Raw genomic sequence first — 17,451 nt, 5'->3', positions numbered from 1 at the left:
GCACGCCCGGCCACGCGCGGCGCCCCGTCGGCCGGCGGCTTTGCCGGCGGCCTCGGCGGCGTGCGCCCGACCCGTTCGCGCATGCTCGATTTCGACTACTCGCTGATGTGGGTGGCGATCGCGCTGCTCGGCCTCGGCGTGGTGATGGTCTATTCGGCTTCCATCGCGATGCCCGATTCGCCGAAATACGCGGCCTATCGCGACTATGCGTTCCTGATGCGCCACTGCATTTCGCTGACGGTTGCGCTCGTCGTGGCCGTGTTCGCGTTCCGCGTGCCGATCGCGACCTGGGACAAATACGCGCCGCACCTGTTCCTGCTGGCGCTGGTCGCGCTCGTGGTGGTGCTGATCCCGCACATCGGCAAGGGCGTGAACGGCGCGCGCCGCTGGATTCCGCTCGGCATCACGAACATGCAGCCGTCGGAAATCATGAAGCTCGCGGTGACGATCTACGCCGCGAACTACACGGTGCGCAAGCAGGAATACATGCAGAGCTTCGCCAAGGGCTTCATGCCGATGGCGGCCGCGGTCGGCCTGGTCGGCATGCTGCTGCTGCTCGAGCCGGACATGGGCGCGTTCATGGTGGTCGCCGCGATCGCGATGGGCGTGCTGTTCCTCGGCGGCGTGAACGGCAAGCTGTTCGGCGGCCTGGTGGCCACCGCGGTGGGCACCTTCACGATGCTGGTGTGGGCGTCGCCGTGGCGCCGCGAGCGGATCTTCGCCTACCTTGATCCGTGGGACGAGCGTTACGCGCAAGGCAAGGCTTATCAGCTCACGCACTCGCTGATCGCGTTCGGCCGCGGCGAATGGTTCGGCGTCGGGCTCGGCGGCAGCGTCGAAAAGCTCAATTACCTGCCCGAAGCGCATACCGACTTCATCCTCGCCGTGATCGGCGAGGAACTCGGCTTCGTCGGCGTGCTGGTGGTGATCCTGTTGTTCTACTGGATCGTGCGCCGCGCGTTCGAGATCGGCCGTCAGGCGCTCGCGCTCGACCGCACGTTCGCGGGCCTGATGGCCAAGGGCATCGGCCTCTGGTTCGGCGCGCAGACCTTCATCAACATGGGCGTGAACCTCGGCCTGCTGCCGACCAAGGGCCTGACGCTGCCGCTCGTCAGCTACGGCGGCTCGGGCATCCTGCTCAACTGCGTGTCGCTGGCCGTGCTGCTGCGTGTGGATTACGAAAACCGGGTGCTGATGCGCGGAGGCAAGATATGACCGCACGGCAGCGCACGCTGATGGTGATGGCAGGCGGCACCGGGGGCCACGTGTTCCCGGGGCTGGCGGTCGCCCATCGGATGGAAGCGCAGGGCTGGCGTGTCGTATGGCTCGGCAATCCGGCCGGGATGGAAGCCACGCTGGTGCCGAAGCACGGCATCGCGATGGAGCCGGTGCGTTTCGGCGGCCTGCGCGGCAAGGGGCTGAAGACCAAGCTGACGCTGCCGCTGAACCTGCTGCGCGCTTGCGCGCAGAGCCTCGGTGCGCTGCGCCGGGTGCGGCCCGACGTGGTGCTCGGCATGGGCGGTTACATCACGTTTCCGGCGGGCGTGATGACGGCGCTCACGGGCCGTCCGCTCGTGCTGCACGAACAGAATTCGATCGGCGGCCTGGCCAACAAGGTGCTGTCGAAGCTGGCCCGGCGTGTGCTGGTGGCATTCCCGGGCGCGCTGCCGAACGCCGAATGGACGGGCAACCCGATCCGCGACGAGCTCACGCACACCGAGCCGCCTGCGGTGCGCTACGCCGCGCGCACCGGCGCGCTGCGCGTGCTGGTGGTGGGCGGCAGCCTCGGCGCCGCGGCGCTCAACGAAGTCGTGCCGCGCGCGCTCGCGCTGCTCGCGCCCGACGCGCGGCCGCAGGTCGTGCATCAGGCCGGCGCGAAGCACATCGACGCGCTGCGGGCGAACTACGACTCGGCGGGCCTCGCGGCCGGCCAGGATGTCGCGCTGCTGCCGTTCATCGACGACATGGCCGCCGCCTACGCGAACGCCGATCTGGTGATCTGCCGCTCGGGCGCGATGACCGTCTCCGAGATCGCCGCGGTGGGCGTGGCGGCGCTGTTCGTGCCGTTCCCCCACGCCGTCGACGATCATCAAACGACCAATGCCGCCTTCCTCGCCGATCAGGGCGCGGCAGTGCTGATGCAACAACGCGATCTGTCGGCCGAGCGTCTGGCCGACTGGCTGCGTGGCCAGACCCGCGCCTCGCTGGCTGGGATGGCCGAACGTTCGCGCTCCCTCGCGAAGCCCGATGCCACCGACGTGGTCGCGCGCGTGTGCGCGCAAGTCGCGGGCGCGAACCTGGAATCGAAGCAATGAAACACATCGTCAAACACATCCATTTCGTCGGCATCGGCGGCGCGGGCATGAGCGGCATCGCCGAAGTGCTCGTCAACCTGGGTTACCAGGTCAGCGGCTCCGATCTGTCGCGCAACGCCGTGACCGAGCGCCTCGAGGCGCTGGGCGCGCGCGTCGCGATCGGCCACGATGCCGCCAACATCGAGGGCGCGAACGCCGTGGTGGTCTCCACCGCCGTGCGCTCCGACAATCCCGAAGTGCTGGCCGCGCGCCAGTTGCGCGTGCCGATCGTGCCGCGCGCCGTCATGCTGGCCGAACTGATGCGCCTCAAGCAGGGCATCGCGATCGCCGGCACCCACGGCAAGACCACCACCACCAGCCTCGTCGCCAGCGTGTTGGCCGCGGGCGGGTTGGATCCGACCTTCGTGATCGGCGGCCGCCTGATCAGCGCCGGCGCCAACGCGCGGCTCGGCTCGGGCGATTTCATCGTCGCCGAGGCGGACGAATCGGACGCGTCGTTCCTGAACCTGTATCCCGTCATCGAAGTCATCACGAACATCGATGAAGATCACATGGATACCTACGGGCACGATTTCGCGCGCCTGAAGCAGGCCTTCATCGAATTCACGCAGAAGCTGCCGTTCTACGGCAGCGCCGTGGTGTGCGTCGACGATCCGAACGTGCGCCAGATCCTGCCGTTCATCTCGAAGCCGGTGGTCGGCTACGGGCTGTCGGCCGATGCGCAGGTGCGCGCCGAACAGGTCGACGCGCGCGACGGCCGCATGCATTTCACGGTGATCCGCGAAGGCCGCGCGCCGCTGCCCGTGGTGCTGAACCTGCCGGGCCTGCACAACGTGCAGAATGCGCTCGCCGCGATCGCGATCGCGACCGATCTGGGCGTGTCCGATGCCGCGATCCAGCAGGCGCTCGCCGAATTCAACGGCGTCGGCCGGCGCTTCCAGCGCTATGGCGAAGTGGCCGCGGCGGACGGCGGCAGCTACACGCTGATCGACGACTACGGCCACCATCCGGTCGAGATGGCGGCCACCATCGCCGCCGCGCGCGGCGCGTTTCCGGGCCGCCGCCTCGTGCTGGCGTTCCAGCCGCACCGCTACACGCGCACGCGCGACTGCTTCGAGGATTTCGTCAACGTGCTGTCGACCGTCGACGCGCTGGTGCTGACCGAGGTGTACGCGGCCGGCGAGGCCGCGATTCCGACCGCGAGCGGCGAGGCGCTGTCGCGCGCGCTGCGGGCGATCGGCCGGGTCGATCCGGCATTCGTCGCGACGGTGGACGAATTGCCGGCCGCGCTGGCCCAGGTGGCGCGCGCGGGCGATGTGGTGATCACGATGGGCGCGGGTTCGATCGGCGCGGTGCCGGGCCGGATCGCGCAGCAACAGCAACAGAAGGGATGACATGAGCGGGATCGATCCGAAACGTTTCGGCAAGGTGGCGGTACTGTTCGGCGGCGTGTCCGCCGAGCGCGAGGTGTCGCTGAATTCGGGCCGGCTGGTGCTGCAGGGCCTGCGCGAGGCGGGCATCGACGCGCATCCGTTCGACCCGGCAGAACGGCCGCTGGCCGCGCTGAAGGACGAAGGCTTCGTGCGCGCGTTCAACGCGCTGCACGGCGGCTACGGCGAGAACGGCCAGATTCAGGGCGCGCTCGATTTCTACGGCATTCGCTACACCGGCACCGGCGTGCTGGGCTCGGCGCTCGGCCTCGACAAGTTCCGCACCAAGCTGGTGTGGCAGCAAACCGGCGTGCCCACCCCGGCGTTCGAAACCGTGATGCGCGGCGACGACGTCGCGCGGCGCGCGCCCGAAATCGTCGCGAAGCTCGGCCTGCCGCTGTTCGTCAAGCCGGCCAGCGAAGGCTCGAGCGTGGCCGTGATCAAGGTGAAGGACGCCGCCGCGCTGCCGGCCGCGATCGAGGAAGCCGCCAGGCACGACAAGATCGTGCTGGTCGAGCAGAGCATCGAAGGCGGCGGCGAGTACACGGCGTGCATCGCGGGCGATCTCGATCTGCCGGTGATCCGCATCGTGCCGGCCGGCGAGTTCTACGACTATCACGCGAAGTACGTGGCCGACGACACGCAATACCTGATCCCCTGCGGCATCGCGGCGGACCAGGAGGCCGAATTCAAGCGGCTCGCACGCCGCGCGTTCGACGTGCTGGGCTGCACCGATTGGGGCCGCGCCGATTTCATGCTGGATGCGGCCGGCAAGCCGTACTTCCTCGAAGTGAACACGGCGCCGGGCATGACCGATCACTCGCTGCCGCCGAAGGCGGCGCGCGCGGTCGGCATCGGCTATTCGGAGCTGGTGGTGAAGGTGCTGTCGATGACGCTCGACGACTGACGGGATACGGAACGCAACATGTGGAACAACGTTCGCCAACTCAACTTCGCGGCCAGCGCGCTTTACGCGCTGCTGCTGCTCGGTTGCACGGCGGCGGGCTGCTACTGGCTGATTCAGCGCCCGGCGTTCGCGTTGCGGACGATCCTGATCGACGGCGACACCGATCACATCAACTCGCCGACGGTGCGGGCCAGCGTGGTCGGGCGGTTGAAGGGCAATTACTTCACGGTCGATCTCGACACCGCGCGGGTGGCGTTCGAGCAGATGCCGTGGGTGCGTCACGCGAGCGTACGGCGGGTTTGGCCCAATGCGTTGGCCGTCACGCTGGAAGAGTACAAACCGCTCGGCACCTGGGGCAGCGATCAACTGGTCAGCACCGACGGCGAGCTGTTCACGGCGAACCAGGGCGAGCTGGACGAGGATCTGCCCGCGTTCGACGGCCCGGACGGCAGCGCGAAGGAAGTCGTGCAGCGCTATCACGACTTCTCGAAGTGGCTCGCGCCGCTCAATTCGGAGCCGGAGGAAGTGACGCTGTCGTCGCGCTACGCCTGGACGGTCAAGCTGGCGAACGGCATGGAAATCGAATTCGGGCGCGAGCGCAACGCCGATACGCTGCCGGACCGCGCGCAGCGGCTGGTGGCGGCCTGGCCGGCCGTTTCGCAGCGCTGGGGCAGCGATATCGAGTATGCGGATCTGCGCTATCCGAACGGATTCGCAATCCGGGCGGCGAACATGCGGTTCCTGAGCGATACCGACAAGGGCAAGAAGTAACAGGACATCACACGCAAGAGCACTTATGAGCAAAGACTACAAAGATCTGCTGGTTGCCCTCGACATCGGCACGTCGAAGGTCGTGGCCGTCGTCGCCGAGCTGAAGGGCGAGGGCCACTACGAGGTCATCGGCCTCGGCCAGAGCGAATCGAAAGGTCTCAAGAAAGGCGTCGTGGTGAACATCGAGGCCACGGTGCAGTCCATCCAGCGCGCGCTGGAGGAGGCCGAACTGATGGCCGACTGCAAGATCACCAACGTCTTCACGGGGATCGCCGGCAGCCACATCCGCAGCTTCAATTCGAGCGGGATGGTCGCGATCAAGGAGAAGGAAGTCACGCAGACGGACGTGGCCCGCGTGATCGAGACGGCGAAGGCGATCAACATCCCGACCGATCAGCAGGTGCTGCACATCCTGACGCAGGAATTCATCATCGATGGCCAGGAAGATGTGCGCGAGCCGATCGGGATGAGCGGGATCCGCCTCGAAGTGAAGGTGCACATCGTGACGGGCGCGGTCAGCGCCGCGCAGAACATCGTCAAGTGCGTGCGCCGTTGCGGCCTGGAAGTGAACGACCTGATCCTGCAGCCGCTGGCGTCGTCGCTGGCGGTGCTGACGGAAGACGAGAAGGATCTCGGCGTGGTGCTGGTCGACATCGGCGGCGGCACGACCGACATCGCGATCTTCGCGGAAGGCGCGATCCGCCACACTGCGGTGATCCCGATCGCGGGCGACCAGATCACGAGCGACATCGCGATGGCGCTGCGCACGCCGACACCCGACGCGGAAGACATCAAGGTCAGTTGCGGCATCGCCAAGCAGGCGCTGGCCGATCCGGACGAGATGGTCGAAGTGCCGGGGCTCGGCGAGCGCGGCCCGCGCACGCTGTCGCGCCAGGCGCTGGCGGCGGTGATCGAACCGCGCGTGGAAGAACTGTTCTCGCTCGTGCAACAAGTCGTGCGCGAGTCGGGTTACGAAGAGTTACTCAGTTCCGGTGTGGTGCTGACCGGCGGGGCTGCGATGATGCCCGGCATGGTCGAACTGGGCGAGGACATTTTCCTGAAACCGGTGCGCATCGGCGCGCCGGAATATGCGGGCGGCCTGGCCGACGTGGTGCGCAATCCGCGCTACTCCACGGCGATGGGCCTGCTCGTCGAAGGTAGCGCACAGCGGATGCGCGGCCGCAAGGTGGCCGTGCAGTCCGGCTCGGCGGGCCAGATCTTCACGCGGATGAAAGACTGGTTCCTGAGCAATTTCTGACGAATTCAAGCGTCGGTGCCGGCGGCTGACGCGCGGACAGGGGGTTGCCCGATCTCCTGCCGAATAACGGCCGAGCAGATTTATCTTTCTTGACGGAGGCAACAATGGAATTCCAAATGCTGGAAACCGAGACCAACGGCACCATCATCAAGGTGATCGGGGTCGGTGGCGCGGGCGGCAACGCCGTTTCGCACATGATCAACCGCGGCGTGCAGGGCGTCGATTTCGTCGTCATGAACACCGACGCGCAGGCGCTGTCGCGTTCGCGCGCACCGAACGTGATCCAGCTCGGCAACACCGGCCTCGGCGCCGGCGCGAAGCCGGACATGGGCCGTGCCGCCGCTGAAGAAGCGCGCGAACGCATCGCCGATTCGCTGCGTGGCGCGCACATGGTGTTCATCACCGCCGGCATGGGCGGCGGCACGGGTACGGGCGCCGCGCCCGTGGTCGCGCAGATCGCCAAGGAAATGGGCATTCTGACGGTGGGTGTCGTCAGCAAGCCGTTCGAATTCGAAGGCGGCAAGCGCATGCGCGTCGCCGAAGCGGGCGCGCAGCAGCTCGAGGATCACGTCGATTCGCTGATCGTCGTGCTCAACGACAAGCTGTTCGACGTGATGGGCGACGACGCCGAGATGGACAAGTGCTTCCAGTGCGCCGACGACGTCCTGAACAACGCAGTGGCTGGCATCGCCGAAATCATCAATGTCGACGGCCTCGTGAACGTCGACTTCGAAGACGTGAAGACGGTGATGGGCGAGCAGGGCAAGGCGATGATGGGCACGGCCACGGTGGCCGGCGTCGATCGCGCGCGCCTGGCTGCCGAGCAGGCCGTGGCCAGCCCGCTGCTCGAAGGCGTCGATCTGTCGGGCGCGCGCGGCGTGCTCGTCAACATCACGTCGAGCCGCTCGCTGCGTCTGTCGGAAACGCGTGAAGTCATGAACACCATCAAGAGCTACGCGGCGGAAGACGCCACGGTGATCTTCGGTGCCGTGTACGATGACGCGATGGGCGATGCGCTGCGCGTGACGGTGGTTGCGACGGGCCTCGGCCGCGCCGCGAAGAAGCAGCAGGCCACGCCGATGACGCTGCTGCGCACGGGTACGGACAACCAGCCGATCGCAGCCGTGGGCCACAGCTACGCACCGGCCAACGTGAACACGGCAGACTACGGCTCGCTGGATACGCCGGCCGTCTGGCGCAATTCGCGTGAAACGGCGGCTTCGCACGTGCAGGCGCTGCAGGAAAAGGGCGTCGACACGTACGACATTCCGGCGTTCCTGCGCAAGCAGGCAGACTGACACGGGCAGGCGGGCCGCTCGCGCGGCCAGCCGACGTGACGGGTGGAACGGATCGACACAGGCCGCGTCGCTGGCGACGCCGGGCCGGGCCAATCGCCCGCCTCGCAATCTCGAGGCGGAACGGGCCGTGCTGTCCGTAACCGAACCCGCAACCGCATCGCAATGAAGGACCAGTCATGATTCAAGCAGGCGACACGCTGCCCGACGCACAAGTCTTCGAATTCGTCGACGAAGCGCGCGAGGGCTGCACGCTCGGGCCGAATGCGCTGAGCGTGCGCGAACAGACGGCGGGCAAGCGCGTGGTGATCTTCGGATTGCCGGGCGCGTTCACGCCGACCTGTTCGGCGAAGCACGTGCCCGGTTATGTCGAGGCCGCCGACGCGTTCGGCGCGGCCGGCATCGACGAAATCTGGTGCGTGTCCGTCAACGACGCATTCGTGATGGGCGCTTGGGGACGGGATCAGCACACCTCGGGCAAGGTGCGCATGATCGCGGACGGCAGCGCAGCCTTCACTCATGCACTGGGGCTTACGCAGGATTTGTCCGCGCGCGGCATGGGGATTCGTTCCCAGCGCTACGCGATGGTGATCGACGACGGCGTGGTCAAGACGCTGGCCGTCGAGGCGCCGGGCAAGTTCGAAGTCAGCGACGCGGCAAGCATCCTGGCGGCGGCGAAGCGCTGAGCGTTTCTCGCCGAACGTTGCGTCGCGGCAACGCGTCGCAATAACAGGGTGCCGCAACACGGGCCGACGTCCGGGAACGCCTCCGTTCCGGGCGTCGGCCCGTCTTTCTTGACCTGCACGGGCCTTGCGAGGGTAACGTGCAGAAACAGTTGATACGACAATCGGCTCAACGCCGCCTGTCGATTTGCGCTATACTCTCGCCTATCGAATAAAAGTACTGATTGATAACTTCAATCAAGAAGCACAACGCCATGTTGAAGCAGCGAACCATCAAATCGATCGTGAAGACCGTCGGCATCGGCCTCCACTCGGGCCGCAAGGTCGAACTGACGCTCCGTCCGGCCGCGCCGGGCACGGGCATTGTCTTCACGCGCGTTGATCTGGCCACGCCGGTCGAGATCCCGGCCAACGCCATGGCGATCGGCGACACGCGGCTCGCATCGGTGCTGCAGAAGGATGGCGCGCGCGTGTCGACGATCGAGCATCTGATGTCGGCCTGCGCGGGCCTCGGCGTCGACAACCTCTACGTCGACGTGACGGCCGAGGAAATCCCGATCATGGACGGCAGCGCCTCGTCGTTCGTGTTCCTGATCCAGTCGGCCGGTATCGAGGAGCAGGGCACGCCGAAGCGCTTCATCAAGGTCAAGCGCACGATGGAAGTGCGCGACGGCGACAAATTCGCACGCCTCGATCCGTTCTTCGGTTTCAAGCTCAAGTTCACGATCGATTTCCGTCATCCGGCCGTCGACAAGACGGGGCAGGAGTTGGAGGTCGACTTCGCCAATACGTCCTATGTCCGCGAAATCGCGCGGGCCCGCACGTTCGGCTTCGCCCACGAAGTCGAAATGATGCGCGAGCTCGGCCTGGCGCGCGGCGGCAGCATGGACAACGCGATCGTGCTCGACGAATACCGCATCCTCAACAACGACGGACTGCGCTACGACGACGAATTCGTGAAGCACAAGATGCTCGACGCGATCGGCGATCTGTATGTGGTCGGCCATCCGCTGCTGGCGTCCTACACGGCATACAAGTCGGGGCACGGGCTGAACAACGCGCTGTTGCGCGAGCTGCTCGCGCACGAAGATGCGTACGAGATGGTCACGTTCGACGATCTGAAGGCCGCGCCGCGCGGCTTCGCGTTCGACGCGCAAACGGCCTTCGCCTGAGCGCTGAGCGCTGAGCGAAGCGTCATCGATTCGGTAAAAAGGCAGCCCTCGGGCTGCCTTTTTCTTTTCCTGCTCGGGCCGGGCGCGTTCAGCGCACCGGCTTCTTCGTATGGCGCGCGGCCATTTTCGCGAGCGCATCCTGCAACGGCGACGGCGGCAGCGTGTCGGCCAGATTGCGCAGCGCGTCCGCGCCGACCGGCGTCATGCGCGCCTGTTTGACGCGTACCGGCTCCGGGGCGTCCTTCGGGCGCACGCGCACCTTCAGCGTCGCCACGTTCCAGCCGCGCGCCTGCAAGTCCGCCACCAGGCGCGGCGCGACTTGCCGCAAGCGTGCGGCCAGCGCGTTGTGGGCCGCGAACAGCGTCAGCGTGCCGTCCTTGATCGAACCGGGATCAACGTGACTGGCCAGGTAGTCGGGCAGCAGCGCGCGCAGATCGCGCTGCAGCGAGGCGACCTGCTCGACGCCGGCCCGCAGCGCGGCGAACGCGTCGGTGCGCTTGAGCACGTCGGCGGCCACCTGCGCGCGTGCGAAGCTGGACGAACGGAGGTACCTCGGGGGGCGGTTCATGAAGAGCGTGGGGCGGGGCGGTAACAAGCGATGCCCGGATTGTACCGCGCAGGCTCTCTACCGAATGGCCGTGCCCTCATGCCGCGGGAAAGGGCCGGATCGTTGCGCCGGACGTGCCGTGCGCGCCGTTTCGGCGCGCCTCTTGATGTGGCCCTGGTCCGGCCGCATATCGGGAACGGAGCCGGTGCGGGCCGTTCGCGGCCCGGCCGGCGGATTGCCCGTGCAAAGTCCATACCGGAGCGACACCGGCTTGCCCAAATGCGCGTGCTAAAATTGCCTGTTTGCATTCACTCATACGCTAAGCCGCCAAGGCTCGGCGCGCCGGGGCTGGCGCCATTTCTGCTCCGGGGCCGTTGCTGCGACGCAGATCCGATCCGATGACAACCGGTTTTCTCCAGAAGATTTTTGGCAGCCGCAATCAGCGGCTCGTCAAGCAATACCAAAAGACCGTCGCGGCGATCAATGCGCTCGAAGCGCAAGTCGAGAAGCTGACGGACGACCAGTTGCGCGGCAAGACGGACGAATTCCGCCAGCGCGTCGCGGGCGGCGAATCGCTCGACAAGGTGCTCCCGGAAGCCTTCGCGGTGTGCCGCGAGGCCAGCCGCCGGGTGCTGAAGATGCGCCACTTCGACACGCAGTTGATCGGCGGGATGGTGCTGCACTACGGCAAGATCGCCGAAATGCGCACCGGCGAAGGCAAGACGCTCGTCGCCACGCTGCCGGTCTACCTGAACGCGCTGTCGGGTCGCGGCGTGCACGTCGTCACGGTCAACGATTACCTCGCCCAGCGCGACGCCGAATGGATGGCGCGCCTCTACAACTTCCTCGGTCTGTCGGTCGGTATCAACCTGTCCGGCATGGAGCACGAGCAGAAGCACGAGGCCTACGCCGCCGACATCACCTACGGCACCAACAACGAATTCGGCTTCGACTACCTGCGCGACAACATGGTCTACGAGACCGAGGCGCGCGTGCAGCGGGTGCTGAACTTCGCGGTGGTCGACGAGGTGGATTCGATCCTGATCGACGAGGCGCGTACGCCGCTGATCATCTCGGGCCAGGCCGAGGATCACACCGAACTCTACGTGCGCATGAACGCGCTGCCGCCGCTGCTCGAACGCCAGATCGGCGAAGAGAAGGCCGACGGCACGGGCGTCGAGAAGCCGGGCGACTACACGCTCGACGAAAAGGCGCGCCAGGTGTTCCTGACGGAAGCGGGCCACGAGAAGGCCGAGCGCCTGCTCGCCGAGTGGGGCCTGATCGGCGAGGGCGAAAGCCTCTATGCGCCGCAGAACATCACGCTGATGCACCACGTGTACGCCGCGCTGCGCGCCCACACGCTGTTCCATATCGATCAGCACTATGTGGTGCAGAACGGCGAAGTCGTGATCGTCGACGAATTCACGGGCCGCCTGATGGCGGGCCGCCGCTGGTCGGATGGCCTGCACCAGGCGGTCGAGGCCAAGGAACACGTCAAGATCCAGAGCGAGAACCAGACGCTCGCATCGATCACGTTCCAGAACTACTTCCGGATGTACGCCAAGCTGTCGGGCATGACCGGCACGGCCGACACCGAAGCGTACGAATTCAACGAGATCTACGGTCTCGAAACGGTCGTGATCCCGACCAACCGGCCGCCGAAGCGGATCGACAAGCAGGATCAGATCTACAAGAGCGCGAAGGAGCGCTACGACGCCGTCACGCGCGACATCCGCGATTGCTACGAGCGCGGTCAGCCGGTGCTGGTCGGCACCACCTCGATCGAAAACTCGGAGCTGCTCTCGCACCTGCTCAAGCAGGCCGGGCTGCCGCACGAAGTGCTGAACGCGAAGCAGCACGCGCGCGAAGCGGCGATCGTGGCCGAAGCGGGCCGCCCGAAGCGCATCACGATCGCCACCAACATGGCCGGTCGCGGTACCGACATCGTGCTCGGCGGCAACGTCGAGAAGCAGGCCTCGTTCATCGAAGCCGACGATTCGATCCCGGCCGAGGAAAAGGCCGCGCGCATCCAGAAGCTGCACGACGAGTGGGAATCGCTGCACGAGCAGGTCAAGGCGGCAGGCGGCCTGCACATCATCGGCACTGAACGCCACGAATCGCGCCGGATCGACAACCAGCTGCGCGGCCGTGCCGGCCGTCAGGGCGATCCGGGTTCGTCGCGTTTCTATCTGTCGCTCGACGATCCGCTGTTGCGCATCTTCGCCGGCGATCGCGTGCGCGCGATCATGGATCGTCTGAAGATGCCGGAAGGCGAGGCGATCGAGGCGGGCATCGTCACGCGTTCGATCGAATCGGCGCAGCGCAAGGTCGAAGCCCGCAACTTCGACGTTCGCAAGCAACTGCTCGAATACGACGACGTCTCGAACGACCAGCGCAAGGTGATCTACCAGCAGCGCAACGAACTGCTCGAGGCGAACGACATCGCCGAGACGATCGGCGCGATGCGTCACGGCGTGGTGGCCGAGATCGCGCACCAGTACGTGCCGGCCGGCAGCATCGAGGAGCAATGGGATCTGCCCGAGCTCGAGGAAGCGCTGCGCAACGATTGGGGCCTCGATCTGGCGATCCAGGAGATGGTCAACGAATCGCAGTCGATCAGCGCCGACGAGATCCTCGACGCGGTCGTCACGGCGGCCGACGAGCATTACGAAGCGAAGGTCGCGATGGTCGGCCGCGAAGCGTTCAGCTCGTTCGAGCGCTCGATCATGCTGCAGACGCTCGACCGCCTCTGGCGCGAGCATCTCGCCGCGCTCGATCACCTGCGTCAGGGCATCCATCTGCGCGGCTATGCGCAGAAGAACCCGAAGCAGGAATACAAGCGCGAAGCGTTCGAACTGTTCGCCGCGATGCTCGATGCCACCAAGCAGGAAGTCACGCGCATCGTCATGAACGTGCAGATCCAGTCGCCCGAGCAACTGGAAGAAGCGGCCGAGCAGATCGAGGAAGCGGGCGGCCAGCTCGTCGACCACGTCGAGTTTCGTCACGCCGATTTCAGCGACGCTGGCGCGGCCACGGCAGGCGCGGCGGTTGCGACGGCAGCGGCTGCCGATGCCACCGCGGGCCTCGTCGGCGACGCGATGGCCGGTGCGCAGCCGGTGGGCGACGTGCCGCGCGTGGGCCGCAACGACCCCTGCCCGTGCGGCAGCGGCAAGAAGTACAAGGCGTGCCACGGCAAACTGAGCTGATGCCGGTGGCGGGCGCGGCGGCGTGCGATCCATGCCGCCGGCGGTCGCCGGTTCGTCACTTGCGTATTGCAAGATGAATCCGCGGCGGCCCGCAGAGATGCGCGCCGCCGCTTCGTCCTAATAATCCAACAATGCCGGCAGGAGCCGGCATTGTCCTTTCGGCAGGTGAATCCATGGCTGTGAACTTCCCTTCGATCGATCCCGCGCAATTGCACCCCATCGCCGGCGTCACGCTCGGCTGGGCGGAAGCGAATATCCGCAAGCCGAACCGCAAGGACGTGCTCGTCATTTCCGTCGAGGAAGGCGCGACGGTGGCAGGCGTGTTCACCGAGAACCGCTTCTGCGCGGCGCCCGTGATCGTCTGCCGCGAGCACCTGGCGGGCGTGAGCGCCGGCGCGCCGGCGATTCGTGCGCTGGTCGTCAACACCGGCAACGCCAACGCCGGCACCGGCGAGCCCGGCCTCGCGGCCACCCGCGCAACGTGCGACGAACTGGCCCGCCTGGCCGGCCTGCAGCCGTCGCAGGTGCTGCCGTTCTCGACCGGCGTGATTCTCGAACCGCTGCCGGTCGACCGCCTGAAGGCCGGCTTGCCCGCCGCGCTGGCCAATCGCGCTGCCGCGAACTGGTTCGATGCCGCACAGGCCATCATGACCACCGACACGCTGCCGAAGGCCGCCTCGCGCCAGGTTGCGATCGACGGCCACACGGTCACGCTGACCGGCATCAGCAAGGGCGCCGGCATGATCAAGCCGAACATGGCGACCATGCTCGGCTTCCTCGCGTTCGACGCGACGGTCGCTCAGCCCGTGCTCGACCAGCTCGTGAAGGACGTGGCGAACCGCTCGTTCAACTGCATCACGATCGACGGCGACACCTCGACCAACGATTCCTTCATCCTGATCGCCTCGGGCAAGTCGAGCCTGCCGGCCATCGCGTCGACCGATTCGCCGGCCTACGCGGCGCTGCGCGAAGCCGTGACCGAAGTGGCCCAAACGCTCTCGCAGCTGATCGTGCGCGACGGCGAAGGCGCGACCAAGTTCATGACGGTGCAGGTCGAAGGCGGCAAGAATGTGGCCGAATGCCGCCAGATCGCCTATGCGATCGGCCATTCCCCGCTCGTCAAGACGGCGTTCTTCGCTTCGGATCCGAACCTGGGCCGGATTCTCGCGGCGATCGGCTACGCGGGCGTGGCCGATCTCGACGTGGGCAAGATCGACCTGTACCTCGACGACGTGCTGGTCGCCAAGGCCGGCGGCCGCAACCCCGAGTATCAGGAAGCGGACGGCCAGCGCGTCATGAAGCAGAGCGAGATCACGATCCGCGTGCTGCTCGGCCGCGGCGACGCGGCGGCGACGATCTGGACCTGCGATCTCTCGCACGACTACGTCAGCATCAACGCCGACTACCGCTCCTGATCGGTTCCCACCGGCCGTGCGGCGTGCCACCACCGGTGCGCCGCTCTCCTGAATTTCCGGATTCCCAGACAGATGGACAAGCTCGAACAGTTTCTCGACCGCGCCGAAGCGCTGCTCGGCCGCTTTGAAGCCCTGCTGCCGCCGGCGCCCGCCGACATCGATTGGACCGCGGCGAACGCGTTCCGCTGGCGCAAGCGCCAGGGCCGCGGTTACTTGCAGGCGGTGCCCGCCATTTCGCAGATTTCGCTTGGCGATCTGCACAACATCGATCGCCAGAAAGCGCTGATCGAGCAGAACACACGCCAGTTCGTGCAAAAGCGCCCGGCCAACAACGTGCTGCTGACGGGCGCGCGCGGCACCGGCAAATCCTCGCTGATCAAGGCCTGCCTCAACGAATTCGCGGCCGACGGCCTGAGGCTCATCGAAGTCGACAAGGACGATCTGCACGATCTCGGCGACATCGTCGACCTGATCTCGGCACGGCCCGAGCGCTTCATCGTGTTCTGCGACGATCTCTCGTTCGAAGACGGCGAATCGGGCTACAAGGCGCTCAAGGTCGCGCTCGACGGCTCGATCTCGGCGCAATCCGACAACGTGCTGATCTACGCCACGTCGAATCGCCGGCACCTGCTGCCTGAGTACATGAGCGACAACGAGTCGTACAAGCACCTGCCGGACGGCGAAATTCATCCGGGCGAAGTGGTGGAGGAGAAGATCTCGCTGTCCGAGCGTTTCGGCCTGTGGGTCAGCTTCTATCCGTTCAAGCAGGACGACTATCTGGCGATCGTCGGCCACTGGCTGCGCCATTTCGGCTGCGGCGAAGCGGACATCGAAGCGGCGCGCGGCGATGCGCTGGTGTGGGCGCTCGAACGCGGTTCCCGCTCGGGCCGGGTGGCGTGGCAGTTCGCGCGCGACCGTTCGGGCCGCCAGGAGACGGCATGAGCACGGCAGCCGAAGGCGGCGCGGCGCCGCGCAAGGTCACGGAAGTGGCCGTCGGCGTGCTGGTGCAGCCCGACGGCCGCTATTTGCTCGCGCAGCGTCCGGCCGGCAAGCCCTACGAGGGGTATTGGGAGTTTCCGGGCGGCAAGCTCGAAGCCGGCGAAAGCGTCGAAGCCGCGCTCGCGCGCGAACTGCACGAGGAACTCGGCATTCACGTGACGGCCTGCCATCGCTGGCACACGCTCGAACACGATTACCCGCACGCCTATGTGCGGCTGTTCTTCTGCAAGGTGACGGGCTGGGATGGCGAGCCGCACAGCCGCGAAGGGCAGGCGTTCGTCTGGCAGCAACTGCCGGTCGAGGTCGCGCCGCTGTTGCCGGCGGCGCTGCCGGTGCTCGACTTGCTGGCCAAGGAAGCCGGCGCGCGTTGAGCGATCAGTCGTGACGGCCGTTGCGGCCGTCCGGCTCGTCTTCCGACGACGGTTCGTCGGTGCTGCCGATCCGATAGCGCTCGGCCGCCCAGGCGCCGAGATCCATCTGCTTGCAACGGGCCGAGCAAAACGGGCGGAAGGTGCTTTCCGGAACCCAGCGGACAGGCTTGCCGCAGGCCGGGCATTTGACGACGGTAGTCACGATTTCAGAGATTGCAGAGCGTCAACTGGAACGGCACGTCGATATCGACCGCGCGCGGCCGGACGTCGCCATCCTGGACGGTGAAGCGCACCCACAGCATGTACTTGTTGGCGCTGGCTTCGGGGATCACATGGAGTTCGGGCGGCACGCGCACCTGCATGAGCTGGTAACTGCGCCCCGACAGCATCTGCTGGTAACTGCCCTGCATCGCCATCACTTTCGACGCCTGGCCCGATTCGCGCGCCAGACGCAGCACGATCGTCGCCGCATCGCGCAGCGGCAGCATCGGCATTGCCCACTTCGTGATGTCCTGGCGCCGCTGTTCGGCGGGCCATTGCTGCCACGCATAGTAGGACGGCAGATCGAACTTGCAGGTGCCGCCCGGGATGACGGCGCGGCTGCGGATGCTGCTGAGCCATTCGTTGTCGAGCAGATGCTGGCCGGTCTTGCCCTGCATCTGGCTCAGGTTCGCGAGCGTCTGCTCGATTTCGCCGAGCACGGCCTCGAGCGCGTTCTGCTCGATGCCGGGATTGCCGCGGAACGGCGCGAGCGTTTGCCGCTGGCGCTCCAGTTCCTTCATCAGATCCGATTTGAGATCCGCCCGGCCCGCGACTTCCGCGATTTCGAACAGCGTCGTGAGCGCAACGTGATGTTCCCTCGGATCTTCCTGCGCGAGAAAGAACGTCAGGCGCTCGAACAGATCTTCGAGGCGCAGCAACGTGCGGATGCGTTCGTTGAACGGATACTCGTAAAGAATCAAGCGCGCTCGCCTAGGTTGGGACAAATGGACCGGAATTGCCGCCCATTCTAATGCCCACTGTCAGGTGTCGCAATCGCGCCATTTTGACCTTGCTTGCGCGTGCTCCAGCACGGTGCGCGC

The 17,451-nt window shown here is 66.4% G+C and carries 16 protein-coding genes; 13 read left to right on the top strand and 3 right to left on the bottom strand.

Features of this window, described 5'->3' with window-relative positions:
- The 9 genes from ftsW to lpxC form a co-directional block, all read left to right on the top strand.
- Positions 1-1,215, top strand: a 1,215-nt coding sequence (gene ftsW, locus G3N92_RS09990) for a putative lipid II flippase FtsW (protein WP_206127299.1), incomplete at its 5' end; no start/stop codon positions are given.
- A complete protein-coding gene (gene murG / locus G3N92_RS09985) occupies positions 1,212-2,315 on the top strand; it encodes an undecaprenyldiphospho-muramoylpentapeptide beta-N-acetylglucosaminyltransferase (protein WP_206127298.1) in 1,104 nt (367 codons plus the stop codon). The genes ftsW and murG, both read left to right, overlap by 4 nt.
- Positions 2,312-3,709 carry a UDP-N-acetylmuramate--L-alanine ligase gene (gene murC / locus G3N92_RS09980; RefSeq protein WP_206127297.1) on the top strand — a complete coding sequence of 466 codons (1,398 nt, stop codon included), beginning with the start codon at positions 2,312-2,314 and terminating at the stop codon, positions 3,707-3,709. Before murG ends, murC begins: the two co-directional genes overlap by 4 nt.
- A gap of 1 nt (position 3,710) precedes the next feature.
- Positions 3,711-4,652 (top strand): D-alanine--D-alanine ligase, encoded by a 942-nt coding sequence (locus G3N92_RS09975; protein WP_206127296.1) that lies wholly within the window; start codon positions 3,711-3,713, stop codon positions 4,650-4,652.
- 18 nt (positions 4,653-4,670) lie between these two features.
- On the top strand, positions 4,671-5,423 hold the full coding sequence (locus G3N92_RS09970; RefSeq protein ID WP_206127295.1) for a cell division protein FtsQ/DivIB: 753 nt from the start codon (positions 4,671-4,673) through the stop codon (positions 5,421-5,423).
- Between the two features lie 25 nt (positions 5,424-5,448).
- Positions 5,449-6,681, top strand: coding sequence for a cell division protein FtsA (gene ftsA, locus G3N92_RS09965; protein ID WP_206127294.1), 1,233 nt, complete (start codon positions 5,449-5,451; stop codon positions 6,679-6,681).
- Between the two features lie 104 nt (positions 6,682-6,785).
- Positions 6,786-7,979 (top strand): cell division protein FtsZ, encoded by a 1,194-nt coding sequence (gene ftsZ, locus G3N92_RS09960; protein WP_206127300.1) that lies wholly within the window; start codon positions 6,786-6,788, stop codon positions 7,977-7,979.
- Positions 7,980-8,155: 176 nt separating this feature from the next.
- On the top strand, positions 8,156-8,662 hold the full coding sequence (locus G3N92_RS09955) for a peroxiredoxin (RefSeq protein WP_206127293.1): 507 nt from the start codon (positions 8,156-8,158) through the stop codon (positions 8,660-8,662).
- Between the two features lie 251 nt (positions 8,663-8,913).
- Complete coding sequence (gene lpxC, locus G3N92_RS09950; RefSeq protein WP_206127292.1) at positions 8,914-9,831, top strand: UDP-3-O-acyl-N-acetylglucosamine deacetylase; 918 nt, start codon at positions 8,914-8,916, stop codon at positions 9,829-9,831.
- Positions 9,832-9,919: 88 nt separating this feature from the next.
- On the opposite strand, the gene G3N92_RS09945 is transcribed toward lpxC, so the two are convergent.
- A complete protein-coding gene (locus tag G3N92_RS09945; protein WP_206127291.1) occupies positions 9,920-10,399 on the bottom strand; it encodes a DUF721 domain-containing protein in 480 nt (159 codons plus the stop codon).
- Positions 10,400-10,776: 377 nt separating this feature from the next.
- Between G3N92_RS09945 and secA the strand changes: the two genes are divergently transcribed.
- The 4 genes from secA (at position 10,777) to G3N92_RS09925 (ending at position 16,369) form a co-directional block, all read left to right on the top strand.
- Entirely contained in the window at positions 10,777-13,584 is a 2,808-nt protein-coding gene (gene secA, locus G3N92_RS09940) for a preprotein translocase subunit SecA (protein WP_206127290.1), read from the top strand.
- 173 nt (positions 13,585-13,757) lie between these two features.
- Entirely contained in the window at positions 13,758-14,999 is a 1,242-nt protein-coding gene (gene argJ / locus G3N92_RS09935) for a bifunctional glutamate N-acetyltransferase/amino-acid acetyltransferase ArgJ (RefSeq protein WP_206127289.1), read from the top strand.
- A gap of 72 nt (positions 15,000-15,071) precedes the next feature.
- The gene (locus G3N92_RS09930; protein WP_206127288.1) at positions 15,072-15,941 is read left to right on the top strand and encodes an ATP-binding protein; all 870 of its coding nucleotides are present in this window, start codon (positions 15,072-15,074) and stop codon (positions 15,939-15,941) included.
- Positions 15,938-16,369, top strand: a complete 432-nt coding sequence (locus tag G3N92_RS09925; RefSeq protein WP_206127287.1) for an NUDIX domain-containing protein — start codon at positions 15,938-15,940, stop codon at positions 16,367-16,369. Before G3N92_RS09930 ends, G3N92_RS09925 begins: the two co-directional genes overlap by 4 nt.
- A gap of 4 nt (positions 16,370-16,373) precedes the next feature.
- Here the strand turns inward: G3N92_RS09925 and G3N92_RS09920 are convergent, their stop codons facing one another.
- Complete coding sequence (locus G3N92_RS09920) at positions 16,374-16,571, bottom strand: DNA gyrase inhibitor YacG (protein ID WP_206127286.1); 198 nt, start codon at positions 16,569-16,571, stop codon at positions 16,374-16,376.
- 4 nt (positions 16,572-16,575) lie between these two features.
- Positions 16,576-17,331: a cell division protein ZapD gene (gene zapD, locus G3N92_RS09915; protein ID WP_206127285.1), complete on the bottom strand. Its 756-nt coding sequence runs from the start codon at positions 17,329-17,331 to the stop codon at positions 16,576-16,578.
- Positions 17,332-17,451 lie beyond the last annotated feature (120 nt).

The organism is Burkholderia sp. Ac-20379 (assembly GCF_017104645.1).
In the GTDB taxonomy this organism is placed as follows: Bacteria; Pseudomonadota; Gammaproteobacteria; order Burkholderiales; family Burkholderiaceae; genus Burkholderia.
Note: the sequence above shows the minus strand (reverse complement) of the source record. Positions and strands in the feature narration are given on the sequence as shown.

Excerpts from the sequence above, each read along its gene's own strand:
- murG (WP_206127298.1), top strand. The coding sequence starts at position 1,212 with ATGACCGCACGGCAGCGCACGCTGATGGTGATGGCAGGCGGCACCGGG.
- murC (WP_206127297.1), top strand. The coding sequence starts at position 2,312 with ATGAAACACATCGTCAAACACATCCATTTCGTCGGCATCGGCGGCGCG.
- G3N92_RS09975 (WP_206127296.1), top strand. The coding sequence starts at position 3,711 with ATGAGCGGGATCGATCCGAAACGTTTCGGCAAGGTGGCGGTACTGTTC.
- G3N92_RS09970 (WP_206127295.1), top strand. The coding sequence starts at position 4,671 with ATGTGGAACAACGTTCGCCAACTCAACTTCGCGGCCAGCGCGCTTTAC.
- ftsA (WP_206127294.1), top strand. The coding sequence starts at position 5,449 with ATGAGCAAAGACTACAAAGATCTGCTGGTTGCCCTCGACATCGGCACG.
- ftsZ (WP_206127300.1), top strand. The coding sequence starts at position 6,786 with ATGGAATTCCAAATGCTGGAAACCGAGACCAACGGCACCATCATCAAG.
- G3N92_RS09955 (WP_206127293.1), top strand. The coding sequence starts at position 8,156 with ATGATTCAAGCAGGCGACACGCTGCCCGACGCACAAGTCTTCGAATTC.
- lpxC (WP_206127292.1), top strand. The coding sequence starts at position 8,914 with ATGTTGAAGCAGCGAACCATCAAATCGATCGTGAAGACCGTCGGCATC.
- G3N92_RS09945 (WP_206127291.1), bottom strand. The coding sequence starts at position 10,399 with ATGAACCGCCCCCCGAGGTACCTCCGTTCGTCCAGCTTCGCACGCGCG.
- secA (WP_206127290.1), top strand. The coding sequence starts at position 10,777 with ATGACAACCGGTTTTCTCCAGAAGATTTTTGGCAGCCGCAATCAGCGG.
- argJ (WP_206127289.1), top strand. The coding sequence starts at position 13,758 with ATGGCTGTGAACTTCCCTTCGATCGATCCCGCGCAATTGCACCCCATC.
- G3N92_RS09930 (WP_206127288.1), top strand. The coding sequence starts at position 15,072 with ATGGACAAGCTCGAACAGTTTCTCGACCGCGCCGAAGCGCTGCTCGGC.
- G3N92_RS09925 (WP_206127287.1), top strand. The coding sequence starts at position 15,938 with ATGAGCACGGCAGCCGAAGGCGGCGCGGCGCCGCGCAAGGTCACGGAA.